We start from the raw sequence: 17,340 nt of genomic DNA, 5'->3' as shown, positions 1-17,340 counted from the left end.
TTTTGTCTCTTTTTGTGTGCTCTTTTAATACTAGATTTTCTAGTATCTTGTCCTCATTGAAAATCAAAAAACTGGAAAGCTAATCATCTGCCCCTCTTGGGTTAGGCAGCTCCAAGCTAGTTTGACGACCTTTTCAACGAGGATAATAGAGTTTTGACAGTGACTTTGGGCTCTACTAGATAAAGTAGAGCTTTTTGTTATGCACTATGGACATTCTAGAAAGGGCAACAATATGATAAAAATCAATCATCTGACCATCACACAAAACAAAGATCTACGAGATCTTGTATCTGACCTAACCATGACTATCCAAGACGGAGAAAAGGTTGCTATTATTGGTGAAGAGGGAAATGGCAAATCGACTTTACTACGAGCTTTAATGGGGGAAGCTTTGCCTGATTTTACTATCAAGGGCGACATTCAGTCTGACCTTCAATCACTGGCCTACATTCCTCAAAAACTAGCTGAGGACCTGAAAAAGAAAACTCTACATGACTACTTCTTTTTGGATTCTGCTGATTTAGACTACAGTATTCTTTATCGTTTGGCGGAGGAATTGCACTTTGATAGCGACCGTTTTGCTAGCGACCAAGAAATTGGCAGTCTATCAGGGGGCGAAGCTTTGAAAATTCAGCTCATCCATGAGTTGGCAAAACCCTTTGAGATTCTATTTTTAGATGAACCTTCAAATGACCTAGACCTTGAGACGGTTGATTGGCTAAAAGGTCAAATTCGAAAGATTAGGCAAACTGTTATTTTCATTTCCCATGATGAAGACTTTCTTTCTCAAACTGCGGATACTATTATCCATTTACGCCTTGTTAAACACCGGAAAGAAGCCGAAACCCTAGTGGAGCATTTAGACTACGATCGCTATAGTGACCAGAGGAAGGCTAGTTTTGCCAGACAAAGCCAGCAAGCTGCTAACGACCAAAGAGCCTATGACAAAACCATGGAAAAACATCGTCGCGTTAAGCAGAATGTAGAAAATGCTTTGCGAAATACTAAAAATGATGTTGCCGGGCGCCTATTGGCTAAAAAGATGAAAAATGTACTCTCTCAAGAAAAACGCTTTGAAAAGGAAGCCCAGTCCATGACCCAAAAGCCACTTGACGAGGAACAAATCCAACTTTTCTTTTCAGACGTCCAACCATTACCGGCTTCTAAAGTATTAATCCAACTGGAAAAAGAAAATTTGTCCATTGGAGAGCGCGTTTTAGCTCAGGGGTTACAACTAACTGTCCGTGGCCAAGATAAAATCGGTATCATTGGGCCAAATGGTGTTGGGAAATCAACTCTGTTAGCCAAGTTTCAACAACTGCTCAGCGCCAAAAGAGAGATTTCGCTTGCTTTTATGCCACAAGATTACCATAAAAAACTGCAATTGGATTTATCTCCAATAGCCTACCTCAGTCAAACTGGACGAAAAGAGGAACTGCAGAAAATCCAATCTCACCTAGCTAGTCTCAATTTCAGCTATCCAGAGATGCACCACCAAATCCGCTCCTTATCTGGTGGTCAACAGGGTAAACTTCTACTTTTGGATTTAGTGTTGCGCAAACCAAACTTTCTCCTTCTAGATGAGCCCACACGAAACTTTTCTCCCACTTCTCAACCCGAAATCAGAAAACTCTTTGCCTCCTATCCAGGCGGTCTGATTACTGTTTCGCATGACAGACGCTTCTTAAAAGAGGTCTGTACGAGTATCTATCGTTTGACAGAAAATGGTTTGGAAGTTGTTGATTTACAAGATTTATAAATGTTGAATATAGCAAAAATCCAGAGACGACCTCTGGATTCTTTGGGCTGTTTGAGCTAACTCAAACAGCTTGAAAGATACTCACTTAATCAGAAGAACAACTTTGTTGCACTTGACTTGACAATTAAGGAAAAAATTGTTTTTCCATCTCTGCCACTTAACTACAAATTAAATAATTTATAACTAGTATTCTTTTTTCTCCATAATCATAACGGACAATTTTACTGCAAGCCCTATGATTAATATGCTTACAACTAAAATTCCTAAGCAAATCATTGATATAGAATTCTTACTAAAAATCTCCATTAGTTCTGCAAGAAAATTTGACTTTTCTTTTAACAGTGTTGATAAAGCAAATATTAAGAAATAAGTGATTACCATAATGAGTCTACCCTTTTCAGCACCATATTTAAGAATAAATGGTAATTGAATGGCAGACATAAGTATACTAGCAGCTAATGTAATTAAAGCAATAAACACTATATTATCCAATGACATTTGATTTTTTGTCATCAACAGTACAAAAATGCAGATTGAACCAACCAAACCAAAGGCAAATGCAAAGAAAAACTTGCTCAACACATAACTGCTCTTTTTTATTGGCATCGAAAATGCAAACTGTTCGAAATTTGATTTTGTATCATAGCCAAAGGCGATTGCAGTAAGTATGAGCGGAATCATTACACATATTAACGGAACCATAAACAATTCATTTTCATAAATTCCATATACAGCCAGTGCAATACTGATAGTAACCGTTAATAATAATGTCTTTTTTAAAGTTGCTATATCTTTCAAAATTAATGATGTCATTATTGTCTCACTCCTTTCACAAAGTAAATCATAATATCCTCAATTGACGGTTTTTGTAACTTGATACCATCAGGTACAAGACTCTTTTTAACAAGTAACTCTTGCCCAAAAGAATGTATTCTTCTTCCTACAATGGCTTCTTCATCAATGTTATTTACTTCTTCATTGGATAAAGTACATATACCGTAGTTTTCTTTTAACTCATCTTTTGTTTCCATAAATAAGATTTTTCCATTGTGGATAAAAGCAATGTAATCTGCCACTTTTTCTAAGTCAGATAAAATATGGGAAGAAATAAGAATTGTATGATTTTCATCTTGCATAAAATCTAATAACAAATCCAAGATTTCCTCTCTTACAATTGGGTCAAGCCCACTTGTTGCTTCATCTAAAATCAAAAGTTCAGCATTGTGAGATAAAGCAACAGCCATTGAAAGTTTCATTTTCATACCACGAGAATAGTTTTTAATCATCTTTTTATGTGGTAAATTGAATTTTTCAACGAATCCATAAAACTGCTTTTTATCCCATTTTGAATAAACTCTATGACAAAACTTTTCAACATCGATTAATGTCATTTCTTCCGGCACTAACAAATCATCAAATACCACTCCAAGTTTATCTTTCAGTTCAACACTATTAGGATTTTCCTCATCTAAAAGTCTTATATCGCCAGAGTCTTTTCTTAAAAGCCCAAGTAACAATTTTATAGTTGTACTTTTACCAGCTCCATTCTGTCCGATATATCCAACTATTGTTCCTTTCGGAATAGTAAGATTTACCGGTCCTAGTTTAAAACTGTCAAATGTTTTTACTAAATCTTTAATTTCAATAGCATATTTACTCATATTCACCCTCCACATAACTCTTTAACATTTTTATCAATTCATCACTGGATACATCTGCAATTTCTGAAAGTTCAACTACTTCTTGAAGCTTCGATTCAATTTTCTTTAAGTATTCTTCTCGAATTAGTTCTTTATTTTGTGCTGCAACAAAATTACCTTTTCCTTGTACCGAATTTATAAACCCGTCTAACTCTAATTCATCAAAAGCTCTTTTTGCAGTTAACATACTTACTCTTATTTCTTTCGCTAAGAATCTTATCGAAGGTAGTTGTTCTCCCACTTTCAAATCTCCAGAAATGATTTGTGCTTTAATTTGATTTTTTATTTGCAGATATATTGGTTCATCACTGGAATTATTTATCTGTATATTCATCATCAACCCCCTACTGTTATTTGTGTTTTAACTGTTATTATTATAGCATAACAGTTAAAACATTGCAATATCTAAAAAGAAGCAGACAAAAATTTTTTTCCCGCTTCTTCTCATTACTATCTAAATTCTTTCAGCAACTCTCTTAGCTTTTCCAATATCTTATTTCTTCTCTTTATGAGAGCTGGATGAGATATTTTTTTCATTTCAGCCACCAAACGAATAGTTTCATCATTGAAATAAAGTCTATCAATGATTTCTCTTTCTTCATCATTTAATTTTGATAGTGCATCTCGCACTGCCTCAATCATCCTCTGTGTCTGAACGTTTTTATCTACATCAAAACCCTCATCAACTATACTATCCTCAAAATGTCCATCATTTTCAAAAGACGAGAAAAAAGCAGGTGATTTCTTCTATCCACCTGCTTCAAATATTTTTCGGCTCTATAATATTTGTAGTGGGTAAATCCCCTATGGATATTATGGAGCTTATTTTAGCTTTTCTTCAACCCACTACAGTTGACAAAGAGCCATTTTTTCTACATGTGTTTCAAGCGTTCGATTCGTTCTGAGATAGGTGGGTGGGTATAAAAGAGTTTTTGTAGTCCCCCACCTTTCTTAGGATCATTGATGTACAGAGCACTGCTGGCATCATCGACATGGTGATGCATCGGCTCGCTATTGTCCAACTTACGCAAGGCATTGATCATCCCTTGAGGATTGCGGGTCAGCTCCACACTAGATGCATCCGCCAGAAATTCCCTCTGACGGGAAATGGCTAATTGCACCAAGGTTGCAGCGAGAGGTGCTAGAACAATGGCTAAGAGAGAGATAACAAGCATGATAATCTCCAAACCATTTCCATCACGATCATTATCACTCCGTCTGCGGCCTGCACCACCCCACCACATCATCCGTCCTGCCATACTAGATAGCAGGGTAATAGCACTAGCAAGGGCAACAGCAATGGTCGAAATACGGATATCATAGTTCCGGATATGACTGACTTCATGCCCCATTACTGCTTCTAGCTCCTCACGGTTCATGATGGCTAGGAGACCCGAAGTGGCTGCGACAGCTGCATTCTGCGGATTCGAACCTGTTGCAAAGGCATTTAAAGATGAATCCTCAATGATGAAAACACGAGGCATGGGAATCTGAGCGACCATGGCCATATCTTCTACTACATGGTAGAGGTTTGGAGCTGTTTGCTCATCAACCTCACGCGCCCCATTCATAGACATGACAATCTCTGTCGATTGAAAGATCATGGTCAGAGCGTAGATAAGACCAATAATCAAGGCAATAATCATGCCACCAAGACCTGAGCGCATGAAGAGATAGCCAACCGCATAACCAACCAAGGCCAAGAGTAGGAAGAAAACCAGCAACAAAATCCAGGTTTTTCGTTTATTGCTCGCAATTTGATCAAACAACATCTTAGTCACCTAATCCGCTAAAGTCAACTTTAGGAACTGCCTTTTCCTCTTCAGGTGTTTGAAGGAAGTCTGCAGCTTTAAATCCAAATAGTCCTGCGATGATGTTGCTTGGGAAACTTTCAAGTTTTACATTGTAGTTGCTGACAACACTGTTGTAGAGTTGGCGTGAGTAAGAAATTTTATTTTCAGTATTGGTCAACTCTTCTTGTAATTTGATAAAGTTAGCACTAGCTTTCAAGTCTGGGTAATTCTCTGCTACTGCAAAGATACCAGAAATCTGGCGGGTAAGGGCATCACTGGCCTTCATAGCTTCAGCTGGTGAAGTTGCTGCGGCTACTTGTCTTCGAAGTTCTGTCACTTTTTCCAAGGTAGAACCTTCATATTTCGCATAGCCTTTGACTGTTTCAATCAAGTTTGGGAGGAGATCATTACGACGCTTCAACTGAACATCTATCTGGCTCCAAGCCTCCTTGGTCTGCATACGATTTTTAACCAAACCGTTATAGCTAACAATCACAAAAATAACAATCAGAGCCAAAACTCCAAGAATAATCCAAGTCATAATCTTATTCCTTTCTGCTTTTAGATTACTACCAGTATATCAAAATTTTAACGAATATGGTAAAATAAGATGATACTAGAGAAGGAAACTACTATGAAACCAGAAACATTTTACAGCCTACTAGCTGAGCAAAATCTTCCACTTTCGGACCAGCAAAAGAACCAATTTGAACGGTATTTTGAACTCTTGGTCGAGTGGAATGAAAAAATTAACCTGACCGCTATTACAGATAAAGAAGAAGTTTATCTCAAACATTTTTATGATTCGATTGCACCCATTCTGCAAGGTTTGATTTCAAATGAAACTATCAAACTTCTTGATATCGGGGCTGGGGCAGGATTTCCCAGCCTTCCTATGAAAATCCTCTATCCTCAGTTAGATGTAACCATCATTGATTCGCTAAATAAGCGCATCAACTTCCTCCAACTATTGGCTCAGGAGCTGGATTTGGACGGTGTTCACTTCTACCATGGACGGGCAGAAGACTTTGCCCAAGACAAGAACTTCCGTGCCCAGTTTGATGTGGTGACGGCTCGTGCGGTTGCCCGTATGCAGGTTTTGTCTGAGCTGACCATTCCCTATCTTAAAGTCGGTGGCAAACTATTGGCACTCAAGGCCAGCAATGCTCCTGAGGAATTGCTAGAAGCCAAGAATGCCCTCAACCTCCTCTTCAGCAAGGTCGAAGACAATCTCAGCTACGCCCTACCAAATGGAGATCCGCGCTACATCACTGTCGTCGAAAAGAAAAAGGAAACACCTAACAAGTACCCAAGAAAGGCTGGCATGCCCAACAAACGCCCACTTTAAACAATGGTGCACCCTTGTTTAAAGTTCAGAAAACAATTTACAAAATCAGCCTCGCTTTATTATTTCTAGGATCGGGAAAAATTCGTTTACAAAATCAACCTCGCTTTTTTGTTTCTGGGCTCGGGAAAAAATGATTTACAAAATCAAACCTCGCTTTCGCATTTCTAGGCTCGGGAAAAATTCGTTTACAAAACGAATTTTTTCTGCTATACTATCCTAAGCAAAGGTTTTTAATGTCATCCTGTGAGGTGACGAAGGCGCAGATTTATATAAATTTTTAAAAGATAGCTATTTTTTAAAAAGTCTTACTCTGAGGGCCTATTGCTGCAAAATAATGGGCTCTTTTTTGGTGCCCAAAAGTGAGGTTTTTATGAAACAGGAATCAACTGTTGACTTGTTACTAGACGTTGATCAACGTCCTTCTGCTGGTAAAGGTATTCTTCTCAGCTTCCAGCACGTATTTGCCATGTTTGGTGCAACCATTCTCGTTCCCTTAATTTTGGGAATGCCCGTGTCGGTTGCTCTCTTTGCTTCCGGTATTGGAACACTTATCTACATGATTTCTACTGGTTTTAAGGTTCCAGTTTACCTAGGTTCTTCATTCGCCTTTATCACGGCTATGTCTCTAGCCATGAAAGAAATGGGGGGCGATGTATCTGCTGCTCAAACTGGGGTCATCTTGACTGGTTTGGTCTATGTCCTTGTAGCAGCAAGTGTTCGTTTTGCAGGTACGAAATGGATTGATAAACTCTTGCCACCAATCATTATCGGACCTATGATTATCGTTATCGGTCTTGGTCTTGCTGGTTCTGCTGTAACGAATGCTGGACTTGTGGCAGACGGAAACTGGAAAAACGCCCTTGTAGCCGTTGTTACGTTCTTGATTGCAGCCTTTATCAATACAAAAGGAAAAGGGTTCCTCCGTATCATTCCTTTCCTCTTTGCCATCATCGGTGGGTATATCTTCGCTATGATGCTTGGTTTGGTTGACTTTACCCCAGTCCTTCAAGCCAACTGGTTTGAAATTCCTGGTTTCTACTTGCCATTTAGCACTGGTGGTGCCTTTAAAGAGTACAACTTGTACTTCGGTCCTGAAACAATTGCTATCTTGCCAATTGCAATCGTAACAATTTCAGAACACATTGGAGACCACACAGTTTTGAGTCAAATCTGTGGCCGTCAATTCCTAAAAGAACCAGGACTTCACCGTACGCTTCTCGGTGACGGTATCGCGACATCTGTATCCGCCTTCCTCGGTGGACCAGCTAACACGACTTACGGAGAAAATACAGGAGTTATCGGGATGACTCGCATCGCTTCTGTCTCTGTTATCCGTAACGCGGCCTTCATCGCCATTGCTCTTAGCTTCCTTGGTAAATTTACTGCCTTGATTTCAACCATTCCAAATGCTGTGCTTGGTGGCATGTCCATCCTTCTCTACGGGGTTATCGCCAGCAATGGTTTGAAAGTTTTGATTAAGGAACGCGTTGACTTCAGCCAAATGCGTAACCTCATCATCGCAAGTGCCATGTTGGTACTTGGACTTGGTGGGGCTATCCTCAAACTTGGCCCAGTTACACTTTCAGGTACTGCTCTATCAGCCATGACAGGAATCATCTTGAACTTGATTTTGCCACACGAAAATAAAGACTAATCATCTATACACAAAAAATCCACTCGATTGAGTGGATTTTTTAATTACTTACTCTTTATTTCCAACAGTAAATCTTTCAATGAAATAATGGTCACGGCTAGTAAAATCATAGCCATACCTATAAAATCAATCGCATAAAACTGTTCCTTCATAATCAGAAAGGCAAAGAAAACGGCAGAAATTGGCTCTATGGAAGCCAATAAACTAGACTTAACAGGGCCTATCAGACTAGCTCCCTTTAGGAAAGCTGTATATGCAAAGACCGTTCCGATGATGATAATCCCAGCAAATGCAAAGAGAAAATCTAAGCTGGTTGGTATGCTGGCCTGTAAGACTCCTGTGAAGGGAATAGCCACTACACCAGAAATAACCATCCCGACACCAATCACCAAAATACTGCCCCACTTCTTAATCAAAACGATGGGAAGGATAATATAGAGGGCATAGGTCAAGGCTGAAAAGAGGCCCCAGAACAGACCTAGGGGTGTGACAGACAACTGGTCGACTTTCCCATGCGTCGCGATCAGAAAAGTTCCTCCTATAGCCAATCCAATCGAAATAATCTCAGCCAGTGTCGGAGCTACCTTATCCTTCATACAGGTATAAACCAAGATCCCAACGGGGCATACATACTGGAGAACTGTCGCCGTTCCAGCATTGGTTTCCTGAATGGCAGAAAGATAGGCAAACTGGTTTAAGAAAAGTCCAAAAACTGCAAATAGCAACAGAGATAGCAGACTTTTTTTGTCTTTTAAAAAAGAAAGGAATTTATCCTTTGAAGTCGTATAGGATAAGAACACCAGTGCCAAGCCTGCAATGATAAGTCGCAAATTGGTCAAGACTAAAGCAGAAATCCCGTGTGCCATCAGGTATTGGCCACTGGTTCCAGACAAGCCCCAAGCAATCCCTGCCACTACTGTATACAGAGTTCCTTTTACGGTTTTCGACATGCTTCCCCCTACTCCTCTTGACGAATCATTTCCATCACTTGGTTTCGGTCAACTATCCACTGGGTACGCTCATCCTTCTCATACGTTCGATTGGATAAAAAGATAGTAGCTTCTTGTTTCTCTCGATTCCACATGATAAAGGTACCAGTATAGCCCGTATGGTCGAGCCAGGCTCCTTCCAAATTCCAGGCTAGGGACCGCTCCTTATCATCTAAGGGAGAAAAATTTCGGCTCAATTCTGCAGCAAAATCATCTTTCAAGTAATGTTCCAGAAAGATCTGCAGATCCTTAACAGTCGAAAACAAACCAGCACTTCCTGCGTGTTTCCCTAATAGACGGGCTTTGGGATCATGAATATTTCCGGCCTCCACTCCTTTCACTGTTGGGACAGCTTGCTCAACGGGACCGAACTTGGTCTCCTTCATCCCCCATGCTTCCAAAACTTGTTCTTCTATAATCTGATCCAAGTCTTGATTAAAGATTTTTTCCAAAAGAAAGCCCAAAAGTAAAAAGTGAACGTCCGAGTATAGGAAGGCTGGCTGACTTCGTCTATTGAGGTGAAACATGGCTTCTTTTAATTCAGGGGCAGTCAAGAGGTCCCGATTTGGAATAAAGGGGTCTAAATCTGTAGCATGGGTCAAAAGTTGCCGTATAGTGATATCAGGATAATCACACTCCGGTAAAAAATCCGTCACCGGTCGATCAATATCTAATTTGCCCTGCTGCCACAAGAAGGTAAAAACCGTCCCCACTCCCACTACCTTACTCACACTGGCTAGATCATAAACCAAACCACTTTCTGTCTTCAAGTCTCTTTCTGGATCACTCAATCCTAGATAAGACTCTTTCCATTCACCATCCTTATAATACGCAAAAGAGGCCCCGGGATAAATCCCTGCCTCGATTTGATTTTCTATTTTTCTTAGAATTTTTTCCCACTTCATGCTTCTTCAAACCACAATTCAATGTTATTGGTATCTTTACCAAGGAAGAATTTTTCAGACTTAGGGACAAAGTAGCCTGTCTTTTCAAATTTCTGACGAAGACTGGTTAAATCAAAATTCTTGACTAAAAATTTTAACATCGTCAGGTCCCAAGTGACATTGTTTTCAACAACCAAATCTGGTCCTTGCCCTTTCGTAAAGGTAATTACTGGCGCTACTCCTTCAGGATCAAGTAAGCTCTCTGTCTCCTCAGGCAAACGCAACTCCATAGAAACCTCAAATTGGCTCATGTATTTTATACCTGTATTTGAATAAAATTCAGGAACAGTTTCCAGTGGAACCAAATCTCTTATATCATCTTCTGCATGAACAAGGATCACATCCTCTTCAGGTGAAACAATCTCAAAAGCATACCCTCGGTTTCCTTTAAATAGGCGAGGAAGAGACTTCATCTGAGAAAGAAGGCCCTCAATTTCAGAAGGATTTTCAACCTTTATCAAGAGTCTAGCTAGCTTCTTAAGCCCTTCAACTCTGCGTGTTCGCATGCTTGGAGACTCTTCTAAAATCAATCTCTCCGTAGCTGTCTGGTCGCCTAAGGAAAGAAAGGCAGACTCTTCCAGCAAAGGTTTCATCCCCAGAGTTTCAATGTAAAATTTTTCATTTAATTTTCGGTTATTAACTTTCACAGTCGGAATGATCCGAACTATCTCATTCACACTCATATATTCCTCCAACTCTTTTATTTTAAAGGATTTTCGAATATTTTACAAGCCATATCTATTTTATTTAGAAATTTTACAAGAAAAAAACTGGGATTCCCCAGTTTCATTTCTTATAGGTAAAGTAGTTTAAATAGTGCTACTGCCGCAATAGCCGCTGCAATTGGAGCTACAACTGGAACCCATGCATACCACCATTTTGAATCACCCTTGTGTTGACCAAGAACTGATTTTGGAAGGAGTTCGTGAAGAAGACGTGGTCCGAAGTCACGAGCTGGGTTCAAACCAGGTCCAGTAGGTCCACCAAGTGAAGTTACCAAGGCCATCACTAGGAAACCAAGTGCCAAGTGCGCAACTGAGATCCCAGCAGCTGTATGTGGAGCTACTTGAGCTTTTACTGCCAATTCACTTAAATCAACAGTTTGTCCAGCTTGAGTAGCCATTTGTTTCATGTATTGAAGAACCTCAGCACCAAAGAAGTTTTTAGTCAAACCAAGTGCTGCAAAGAAAAGAACAAATGAACCTACAAACTCATTGAGGAAACCGTTAACAGTAGCTGCAAAACGTGATTCTTTTGTACCATGGTCGATGCTTGAAATTGTTGAGAAGGTACCCAAGATATTGTTAGGGTTTTCTGTCTTCAAGTAGTAAGGACGGTGAGTCGCTACAACCAAAGCTTGACCAAAGATTGCTCCCAAAACTTGTGCTAGGATGTAATATGGTACTTGCTCCCAAGAGAAAAGTCCACTAACAGCAAGTCCAAGAGTGAAAGCTGGGTTGATGTGGTTACCAGATACATTACCAAACATCAAGGCTGGGATCATAACCCCCATACCATAACCAACCGCGATAACGAGCCAGCCACTTTGGTGACCTTTCGTACCTTTAAGTTCAACGTTAGCAACTGCACCATTACCAAGAATGATCAAAATAGCAGTTCCCAAGAATTCTGTGGCATATTTAATAGCCCATGTAAAATCCATTTGATAGATTCTCCTTAAATTTTTTTAGACAATCCTTATTCTATCAATTTTTAGGCCTTTTAGCAATATCTTTTCTAAAAGAATCTATGGAAAACGCTTTATTTAACTTATCTTTAAGAAAAGGACAAAAGGAGTCAAACTCCTTTCATCCTTTTCGTTACTCTTGACGTTGACCAAAATCTGCAATCATCTGCTCCATCTCTTGGCGACTCGGAGTGGTCAACATATAAAGGTAGTCCCCTTGTAGCTCTGCAAAGGCTGCTGGCATGATTTTTTTGACCTTGAATTGCTGGCTGTACTTAGCAAGCAAGTCTTCTTCTGAATAGACATAATTTGCATTGGCACGACGTGAAGTAGCTAGACAGTATTGAGGTTCAAATTCTGATGCTGGGAACTCTTCTCCTGCGACAATAGCTGCATAACCTCGGTAGAGATCCAAGGAGTGGGTAAAGTTATAAACATCAATGGTAAAGCCACCTGCAGGACGGTTATTGTACTCAATGGCAATGTAGTCATCCCCGTCACGGAAAAACTCGATATGGAAAAAGCGCTCTTTCATACCAAATTCCTTGACAATGGCCTCGCCATACTTGCGCAGTTTGGGATCCATATCCTTGAGTACATAGTAGGAATTGTCCATCTTATAAATCATGAGATCAAGTGGTGTATGGGCGTAGTCGAAAGTCGTTGAAAAGACGATGTTGCCATCTTTGTCCACAAGCCCATCAAAGGTGCAGATTTCGCTAGAAGTGACAAATTTTTCAAAGAAATAAACGGTTGAATGGTCCCATTCAGCCTTAAAGTGATTTACATCGTCTTCTGTCTCAAGCTTAAAGGTTGCTGCCGCTCCCACTCCATTATCAGGTTTGGCAATCATTGGTAGACCGATTTCGTTCACTGCTTTATCCACATCTGCTTCCGTATGGATAACAGCACCAGGTACCACAGGGACGCCTGCTTTTTTGAAAAATTTCTTCATCTCAGACTTAAACTTGGTCTTTTTGAGATCCTCTGGTTTGGCACCAAAGACATTGAATTGCTCTCTGAGTGTTGCGTCCAGCTCAAGCCAGTATTCATTGTGGGACTCAATGCGGTCGATTGGGCCATGCTTGTAGAAAAGAAAAGCTACTGCACGTTTTACTTCGTCTATGTTCTCAAGATTGTCCACACGGAAATACTCGGTTAGGCTATTGCGCAAAGGTTCATCAAGTTGTTCGTAGGGCTCCTGACCAATTCCCAAAACGGTGATGCCTTTATTGGCTAGCTCGATGGTAAACTGTTGGAAGTTTTGCGGATAGTAGGGAGAAATAACAAGGTAATTCATAGGCAACTCCTTTTATAGATACAGGTGTCCAAGAAAATAGGGCATTTGTTTACGCCACCATTCCCAGTCGTGGGCGACATCGTGTCCCCATTCAGCAAACCAGGCTGGAATTTGTTTCTGGTCAAAGGCTTCTTTGAGCTTGTAGAAGGATGGCAGACCATCTTGTTCCCAGGCACCAAGGCCCGTACAAACGACGATTTCTGCCTGACGGTAACGATCGATAAACCATCCGTCGTTTTGATTCCAGATATAATCTACAGGTGAGTTTTGGTAAATTGCATCATCATTGTAGTAATCGCCAACGAAGAAACGTGCGTCGTAAACACCGCTGAGGGCAATCACCTTGGTAAAGACATCTGGATGCTGGAGAAAGAAATTGAGTGCATGATATGCCCCCATCGAGCAACCTGTCGTCATCATGCCATCAAACCAACCTGTCTTATGCTTGATAAAAGGAATGGCCTCCTCAATCACGTAACGTTCGTAAGCACGATGCATCTCCGCCTGGTCATGACCATTTTTCCAAGTGGCCAACCAGCTCTCACTGTCCACACTGGAGAGAGTAAAGAACTGGACGCGCCCTTCTTCGATAAAGGAAGCACAGGCATCAATCATGCCAAAATCATAGTATTCGTTGTGACTGCCACCAGATGAAGCAAAAACAACAACTGGAATCCCAGCATGTCCATAACGGTTGAGATACATTTCACGGTTGAGATTGCCACTCCAGTGGCTGAGGTTTTCAATATGCATTGGCTTTCTCCTTTCCTAACTTACCATTTCTCCGCAAAAAATCGGAGACAGTCTGGTAAATTTTCCGACCAAGGTATTTCACTATGGATAGCACCAGACTGAACTTTCAAGACAAGATTATCCAAGTGTACTCCACCTGCAATCAAATCACGGTAATAACGAAGCGACGAGTCGATATAGGCTTGCTTGATATTGCCAGCCATCAAGGTCTTGTCCGTATCGTCTGCTTCTTCTGTTCCTACATAGATAAAAATGCGCTGTTCAGGCGACAGTTTTTTACGTTCGATGTAGCGGTTAAAGGCTTCTTGGTGAAGCCAGTTAGCAGATGAGAAGACACCTAGGCAACCAATTCGGTCTTGGTACTCTAGTCCGATAAACTGAGTAATATTGCCTCCTAGTGACGAACCAATCATAGCCGTATGCTGGCGATCAGCTTTGGTACGATAGGTTTCATCGATAAAAGGCTTGACCACCTCCATGACAAACTCGGCATACTCCACACCCTTACCGCCAAACTGCTGGCCTGGGATAGGAGATTCTTGAAACTTCCAAGCCGCATACTCATTCATCCGCCCCATGCCGTCATTATCGATGGCAACGACAATCATGCGACTGATATCAGGATTCCGCTTAATGGCTGGAATAATCTTCCAAGAGTGTCCGATATAAGACTCCTTGCTGTAAAAGACATTTTGCCCATCATGAAAGTAAACTACAGGATAAAAACGGTCTGTGTCCTTCTCGTAGTCCTTTGGCAGAAGCACACGCACACGACGCTCTTTTCCAGTATAAGGCACCTTGAGTTTGTGTTCTTTCATTTTTAAGTAAAAGTAGGAATGATTCATTGTCAGAAAACTCTCTATATTCAAAATTTTATCTCATTATACCATAAAAATAGAAAAAAAGTCAGTAAATGTCCATTTTAAGGATAAATAACTAACTTTTTCATTTATTTTTTTGAATTCTTCTGGATTTTATGATTAGAGGAGATTGTCAATTAACTCATCGACAGCATCTTTTTCAACCTGGGGAGTGATTTCAGTAATCATAATCCCAGCCACTGCTCGCTCAACCAAGCCTTCAACATCCATGCGTTTTTCATACTGCTCTGCATTCTCTATCTTAGGATTGGTCTTAGGACGGTCAGGCGCAAAAATAGTACAGCAGTCTTCAAAAGGCTGGATTGAAATTTCAAAGGTATCGATTTCCTGCGCGATGTCAATGATTTCCAACTTGTCCATCGTAACCACGGGACGAATAATGGGAGTGCTAGTCACAGCGTTGATAGTCTGCATGCTTTCCAAAGTTTGGCTAGCTACTTGGCCAAGACTTTCCCCATTGATGATAACTAAACCATTTCGTACCTCACGGATACGGTCGGTAATGCGCATCATAAAACGACGCGTCAAGGTCATGAGGTAGGCTTCTGGTGCCTTAGCCTTGATTTCTTCTTGAATCTCTGTGAAAGGCACCTCGATAAACTGAATATTGCCCCCAAACTTGGTCAATTTGCGGGTCAAATCTTGGGCTTTTTTAAGGGCACCAGGACTTGTGTATGGTGGGCTGGCAAAGTGAACGGCCTCAATATCTACCCCACGTTTAAGAGCTAGATAACCTGCCACAGGTGAATCAATCCCTCCTGACAACATGAGCATGCCTTTACCAGAACTTCCCACAGGTAATCCTCCTGCTCCACGAAAGGTTTCATAGGAAAGATAGGCAGCCTCTTCACGAATCTCAACCTGAAGATTAATATCTGGATTTTTCATCTGAGCTTGCACGTTTGGAATAGCCTCGAAAACAGCTCCACCAAGAGTTTGATTGAGTTCACGACTATCTAATTCAAAGTTGTGGTCGCTACGCTTGCTAGTGATTTTAAAGGTCATCCCTTCCTTGTAGATTTCCTTCATAATCTCTTGGACAGCAGACTTCAGAACGTCCACTGACTTTTCAATCTTATACACAGGAGAAAAGTTTTGAATCCCAAAAACTTGTTTGAGCGATTCTGCAACTGCTGTATAGTCAGCTCCATTGAGGTAAGCGTGGGCACGGTCGCGATCTGCCGTTACCTTAACTTGGGGATAGATAGACAAAACGTCTGAAATATTATTGCGAAGTTTATTGATGAAACGCATACGATTTTTGTGCTTGGTTGACAATTCTCCGTAACGAATCATAATTTCTGAATACTGCATAAATGCTCCTATCTTACTTTTCTAGTTTGATTGTAAATTAATTTTAGCTTGGTCAAAAACTGCTCGACTTGACTCATATCATTTTCCAAGTCTAGGCTTAGACGCACAGCTGACTGGGCCTTATCTTTGTCCACTCCCATGGCAATCAAGGTCCCCGCAGGTTTCCCTGCCTTGGACGAACAAGCAGAGGTTGTGGAAATGAAAATATCATAGTCTTCAAAGGCGTGAACGATGACTTCACCACGAACACCCTTAATCCCAAAAGTCAGGATATGAGGGGCAAAGTCTTCCTCATCTGAAAAGACAAAAATATCTGGATAATCCAGAAGGGCTTGACGAATGACTGCCTTCATCTGGCTTGTCTTAGCAGTAAATAAGTCTAGATTTTCCATAGCCAAACGGAGAGCTTTGGCTGTTGCAGCAATCCCTGCCACATTTTCAGTTGTCGAACGATAGTCTCCCTCTTGACCACCACCAGTTAAAAGAGGCATGATCCTCTTACCAGACTTGATATAGACAAATCCAACACCTCTGACACCATGAAATTTATGACTTGAGAAGGTCGCAAAATCCACTCGATCCGTCAAGTATTTTTCAGTCGGAATCTTAGCAAGTGCCTGAACCGCATCAACATGGAAGGAAATGGTCGGCTTATCTGCCAAGAGTTCTGAAATAGCCTCAATAGGCTGGATAGAGCCGATTTCATTGTTAACTGCCATGATGGAGACGAGAGTCGTATCAGGACGTATCAAATCTGCTAATGCTTCAACATCCACAAATCCTTTCTCATCAACTGGAGCAAAATCTATTTCAAAACCTTGACTATTCAGCCAAAGGGCTGATTCCTTAACTGCTGGATGTTCAATGGCTGATACAATGATGTGCTTGCCAAACTGGGCTTTTTCAAAGGCCACACCCTTGATGACCCAGTTATCTCCTTCTGTTCCACCTGAGGTAAAGAAGATTTCATCACTTTTCTTGCCAATCAAATCTGCAATTTGCTGCCGGGAAGCATCTAAAATTCGTGTTGCCTGATCTCCCAAACGATGGAGACTAGACGGATTTCCTACAATTTTTGAAGCGACCTGCATGTAAGTTTCAAGTGCTTCAGGATAAGGCTTGGTTGTCGCCGAATTATCAAAGTAGATCATGTTTTCTCACGCTTTCTAAAATCACTTCTTCTATTGTATCACGAAAAGAGACCTGCGACAAGAAAGG

Annotated in this window: 17 protein-coding genes and 1 pseudogene; 3 read left to right on the top strand and 15 right to left on the bottom strand. The window is 40.8% G+C overall.

What is annotated here, in order from left to right; genetic code table 11:
* Positions 1-199: 199 nt before the first annotated feature.
* Entirely contained in the window at positions 200-1,759 is a 1,560-nt protein-coding gene (locus tag GMD5S_RS0202835; protein WP_008285058.1) for an ATP-binding cassette domain-containing protein, read from the top strand.
* A 183-nt stretch (positions 1,760-1,942) separates the two neighbouring features.
* Here GMD5S_RS0202835 and GMD5S_RS0202830 read toward each other — a convergent pair whose 3' ends face one another.
* The 6 genes and pseudogenes from GMD5S_RS0202830 to GMD5S_RS0202805 form a co-directional block, all read right to left on the bottom strand.
* Complete coding sequence (locus GMD5S_RS0202830) at positions 1,943-2,572, bottom strand: ABC-2 transporter permease (RefSeq protein WP_000202415.1); 630 nt, start codon at positions 2,570-2,572, stop codon at positions 1,943-1,945.
* Positions 2,572-3,420, bottom strand: coding sequence for an ABC transporter ATP-binding protein (locus GMD5S_RS0202825; RefSeq protein WP_000049613.1), 849 nt, complete (start codon positions 3,418-3,420; stop codon positions 2,572-2,574). The genes GMD5S_RS0202830 and GMD5S_RS0202825 overlap by 1 nt, the downstream gene beginning before the upstream one ends.
* Positions 3,413-3,793, bottom strand: a complete 381-nt coding sequence (locus tag GMD5S_RS0202820; protein WP_001025497.1) for a GntR family transcriptional regulator — start codon at positions 3,791-3,793, stop codon at positions 3,413-3,415. Before GMD5S_RS0202820 ends, GMD5S_RS0202825 begins: the two co-directional genes overlap by 8 nt.
* 116 nt (positions 3,794-3,909) lie before the next feature.
* Positions 3,910-4,271: pseudogene (locus GMD5S_RS10180) on the bottom strand (RNA polymerase sigma factor).
* Positions 4,272-4,331: 60 nt separating this feature from the next.
* Positions 4,332-5,231 carry a zinc metalloprotease HtpX gene (gene htpX / locus GMD5S_RS0202810; protein ID WP_000895757.1) on the bottom strand — a complete coding sequence of 300 codons (900 nt, stop codon included), beginning with the start codon at positions 5,229-5,231 and terminating at the stop codon, positions 4,332-4,334.
* A gap of 1 nt (position 5,232) precedes the next feature.
* Positions 5,233-5,793, bottom strand: a complete 561-nt coding sequence (locus GMD5S_RS0202805) for a LemA family protein (RefSeq protein ID WP_000219838.1) — start codon at positions 5,791-5,793, stop codon at positions 5,233-5,235.
* Positions 5,794-5,886: 93 nt separating this feature from the next.
* On the opposite strand from GMD5S_RS0202805, the gene rsmG reads away from it, so the two are divergent.
* Positions 5,887-6,600, top strand: a complete 714-nt coding sequence (gene rsmG, locus GMD5S_RS0202800) for a 16S rRNA (guanine(527)-N(7))-methyltransferase RsmG (protein ID WP_000801953.1) — start codon at positions 5,887-5,889, stop codon at positions 6,598-6,600.
* Between the two features lie 370 nt (positions 6,601-6,970).
* Positions 6,971-8,254 carry a uracil-xanthine permease family protein gene (locus GMD5S_RS0202795; RefSeq protein ID WP_000808282.1) on the top strand — a complete coding sequence of 428 codons (1,284 nt, stop codon included), beginning with the start codon at positions 6,971-6,973 and terminating at the stop codon, positions 8,252-8,254.
* A 44-nt stretch (positions 8,255-8,298) separates the two neighbouring features.
* On the opposite strand, the gene GMD5S_RS0202790 is transcribed toward GMD5S_RS0202795, so the two are convergent.
* The 9 genes from GMD5S_RS0202790 to GMD5S_RS0202750 all read right to left on the bottom strand — a co-directional run bounded on the left by GMD5S_RS0202790 (position 8,299) and on the right by GMD5S_RS0202750 (position 17,273).
* Positions 8,299-9,204: a DMT family transporter gene (locus GMD5S_RS0202790; RefSeq protein ID WP_000047999.1), complete on the bottom strand. Its 906-nt coding sequence runs from the start codon at positions 9,202-9,204 to the stop codon at positions 8,299-8,301.
* Positions 9,205-9,212: 8 nt separating this feature from the next.
* On the bottom strand, positions 9,213-10,148 hold the full coding sequence (locus tag GMD5S_RS0202785; protein WP_000870771.1) for a serine hydrolase domain-containing protein: 936 nt from the start codon (positions 10,146-10,148) through the stop codon (positions 9,213-9,215).
* Positions 10,145-10,870 (bottom strand): CppA N-terminal domain-containing protein, encoded by a 726-nt coding sequence (locus GMD5S_RS0202780; protein WP_000115585.1) that lies wholly within the window; start codon positions 10,868-10,870, stop codon positions 10,145-10,147. The genes GMD5S_RS0202785 and GMD5S_RS0202780 overlap by 4 nt, the downstream gene beginning before the upstream one ends.
* A gap of 110 nt (positions 10,871-10,980) precedes the next feature.
* The gene (gene gla, locus GMD5S_RS0202775; protein WP_000348116.1) at positions 10,981-11,850 is read right to left on the bottom strand and encodes an aquaglyceroporin Gla; all 870 of its coding nucleotides are present in this window, start codon (positions 11,848-11,850) and stop codon (positions 10,981-10,983) included.
* 157 nt (positions 11,851-12,007) lie between these two features.
* Positions 12,008-13,174, bottom strand: coding sequence for an ATP-grasp domain-containing protein (locus GMD5S_RS0202770; RefSeq protein WP_001108612.1), 1,167 nt, complete (start codon positions 13,172-13,174; stop codon positions 12,008-12,010).
* A 12-nt stretch (positions 13,175-13,186) separates the two neighbouring features.
* Entirely contained in the window at positions 13,187-13,927 is a 741-nt protein-coding gene (locus tag GMD5S_RS0202765; RefSeq protein WP_000546816.1) for an esterase family protein, read from the bottom strand.
* A gap of 20 nt (positions 13,928-13,947) precedes the next feature.
* Positions 13,948-14,772, bottom strand: a complete 825-nt coding sequence (locus tag GMD5S_RS0202760; protein ID WP_001016817.1) for an alpha/beta hydrolase — start codon at positions 14,770-14,772, stop codon at positions 13,948-13,950.
* Between the two features lie 135 nt (positions 14,773-14,907).
* A complete protein-coding gene (thiI, locus tag GMD5S_RS0202755) occupies positions 14,908-16,122 on the bottom strand; it encodes a tRNA uracil 4-sulfurtransferase ThiI (protein WP_001200090.1) in 1,215 nt (404 codons plus the stop codon).
* Positions 16,123-16,130: 8 nt separating this feature from the next.
* Positions 16,131-17,273 (bottom strand): cysteine desulfurase family protein, encoded by a 1,143-nt coding sequence (locus tag GMD5S_RS0202750; protein ID WP_000638938.1) that lies wholly within the window; start codon positions 17,271-17,273, stop codon positions 16,131-16,133.
* Between the last annotated feature and the right edge of the window lie 67 nt (positions 17,274-17,340).

It is taken from the genome of Streptococcus sp. GMD5S (genome assembly GCF_000298715.2).
In the GTDB taxonomy this organism is placed as follows: Bacteria; Bacillota; Bacilli; order Lactobacillales; family Streptococcaceae; genus Streptococcus.
Note: the sequence above shows the minus strand (reverse complement) of the source record. Positions and strands in the feature narration are given on the sequence as shown.